Here is a 2,783-nt window from a genome sequence, read left to right on the forward strand (position 1 = left end):
TCTGCGAGGACTTCCTGCTCCGCCACGACGGCCTGCCGGACGACGTCCTGGCCGCGGCCCGCCGGCTGCACCCCCGGATCGTCGAACTGCCCGCCGGGGACGCCGCCGGGGCGGGCCCCGCCGCGTACGACGGCCTCACCGCCGCGTACGACGACGTCATAGAGCTGCACCCCCGCTGGCTCGTGGCCGCCGACCTCGCCGTCCTGCGCGACCCGTCCGACGAGACGCGCGCCCGCCACGACCTGACCGACGAGCAGTTCTGGCGCGCGTACTGCGCCCTGCCCGCCCACCGCCAGCACCCCGACCTGCTCCTCCACTACGGCCCGCCCCTGCTGCGGCTGCGCCCCACCACGGACCTCGCCCGCCGCACCGCCCTCGGGCTGCGCGCGATCGGCGCGTACGAGGAGGCCGTGGACGCCCTGTCCGCGGCCCGCCCGCAGGCCGACCAGCCGCGCTTCCACGACACCATGGGCACCGCGCTCATGGCCGTCTCCCGCTACGACGAGGCCGAGACCCACCTGCTGCTCGCCGCCGCGTCCCCCGAGCTGGCGCCGAAGGTGTTCAGCCAGCTCGCCCGGCTGGCCTGGCTGCGCGGCGACGAGGAGCGGTCGAAGGCGTACGCGCGCGAGGGCCTGGACGCCGAACCCACCAACCGCACCTGCAAGGCCATGCTCCAGGGCGGCTACGGGCTGCCGGAGTTCGCGGCCCACCGCGGGGAGGCGTCGGTGGTCTCCACGCAGCTCGCGCACGCCGCCGCGTACGCCACCGGCCAGGAGAACGCCGGCGACAAGGTCCTGCCCGAGGCCGTCCGGCTCTGCTTCGGCACCGACCCCTCCGCGCGCCGGTGGCACCCGGTCCCCGTGCACCGGCTCTTCGACGAGGAGGCGCTGGCCGAGGTCAACGCGCGCCGGGGGCTGGTCGTCGGCGGCGGCGGGCTGTTCCTGCCCGACACCTGGCCGAACGGCAACAGCGCGTGGCAGTGGAACGTACCGGACGAGCTGCTGGCCCGTATCGACGTGCCGCTGGCGGTCTTCGCCGTCGGCTACAACGTCTTCCCCGGCCAGTCCTACCGCGGCAGCCGCTTCCGCGAGAGCCTCGCGGCGCTGGTGGAGCGCTCCGCGTTCTTCGGGCTGCGCAACCGCGGGTCGGTGGAGCGGGTACGCGAGCTGCTGCCGGAGCGGCTGCGCGACCGGGTCGCGTACCAGCCCTGCCCCACCACCCTGACCCGGCTGCTCCAGCCGGGCTGGGACGACGCCGCGGTGGAGCGGGCCGACACGGTGCTGGTGAACTGCGCGTACGACCGGGCGGGGATGCGCTTCGGCGACGGCTATCCGCGGTTCCTGGACGCCATGGCGCGGACGGTGCGGGCGCTGCGCGAGCGGGCGGACGTGCGGGTGGCCGCGCACATGGCGGCGGACGAGCAGTTCGCGCACGACCTGCGCCGGGAGCACGGGATCACGCTGCCCGTGGAGGCGCTGTACGACCTGGACAACGACGGGATCCGCGCCGCTTACCGGCGGACGCGGCTGGTGATCGGGATGCGCGGCCACGCCGGGATGGTCCCGTTCGGCTGCGGGACGCCGGTGCTGAGCCTGGTCTCGCACCCGAAGCTGGCGTACTTCCTGGCCGACATCGACCGCCCGGAGTGGGGTGTGCGGGTGGACGACGAGCGGCTGGCGGAGGTGCTGGTGGAGCGGGCGGCGGCGGTGCTCGACGACCACGGCGCGGCGGTGGCGGACGTGCTGGACCGGCAGCGGGTGCTGTGGAAGGCGACGCGGGAGAACCTGGCGCAGCTGCGGCCGGCGCTGGGCCTGGAGCGGCAGGCGGAAACGCCGTAGAGGCGAGGTGCCCCGCCCGGTTAGATTCCCGGGCATGAAGATACGTACAGGAGGCCCGGCCGACGCTCCCGCCGTCCTCGCGCTGCTCGACGCCGCGGTGGCGTGGCTGACGGCGCAGGGGCGGACCGAGCAGTGGGGCACGGAGCCGTTCTCGGGGCTGCCGGATCTGGGCGGTGACCTGGGGCGCGGGGATGTGGTGCAGCCGGCGTTGTGGGCGGTGATGGTGTCGCTGGCGCGGTTGTGGGAGTCGTTCGGTGTGGTGCCGGCGGCGGTGGTGGGGCATTCGCAGGGGGAGATCGCGGCGGCGGTGGTGGCGGGGGCGTTGAGCCTGGAGGACGGTGCGCGGGTGGCGGCGCTGCGCAGCCGGGTCATCGCCCGCGGCCTGGCCGGGCAGGGCGGACTGGTGTCGGTGGCACTTCCGGCTGACGAGGTACGGGACCTGCTCGCCACCGTCGGCGGCGGGCTCTGCGTCGGCGCGGTGAACGGCCCCGCGTCGACGGTCGTCAGCGGGCCCGTGGCGGCGCTGGAGAAGCTGACCGCGGCGCTGGCGGCCGAGCGGATCCGCGTACGCCGCGTCGACATCGACTACGCGTCCCACTCCGCGCAGGTCGACGCCGTCGTGCCGGAACTCCTCGACGCCCTGGGCGAGATCCCCACCCGCTCGTGCCGGGTGCCCTTCCACTCGACGGTGACGGGGGAGCCGCTCGACGGCCGGGAGCTGGACGCCGCGTACTGGGTGAGCAACCTGCGCCGCACGGTGCGCTTCTCCGATGTCGTCGGGAACCTGCTCGGCCGCGGCCACCGCACGTTCGTCGAGACCAGCCCCCACCCCGTGCTGAGCACCGCCGTCTCCCAGACCGCCGACGCGCTCGGCGTCGAAGCCGCTGCCGTCGCCAGCCTCCGGCGCGGCGACGGCGGCCGGCAGGGGTTCCTCACCGGCGTCGC

The 2,783-nt window shown here is 75.4% G+C and carries 2 protein-coding genes; both read left to right on the forward strand.

Annotated features, from left to right (window positions below; all coding sequences use genetic code 11):
- Nucleotides 1-1,838: polysaccharide pyruvyl transferase family protein (locus H5J30_RS25635; protein ID WP_181789717.1), on the forward strand; the 1,838-nt coding region annotated here is incomplete at its 5' end.
- Between the two features lie 34 nt (nt 1,839-1,872).
- On the forward strand, nt 1,873-2,783 hold a 911-nt coding region (locus H5J30_RS25640), incomplete at its 3' end, for an acyltransferase domain-containing protein (protein ID WP_258563535.1).

Source organism: Streptomyces phytophilus (assembly GCF_013870535.1).
Classification (GTDB): Bacteria; Actinomycetota; Actinomycetes; order Streptomycetales; family Streptomycetaceae; genus Streptomyces; species Streptomyces phytophilus.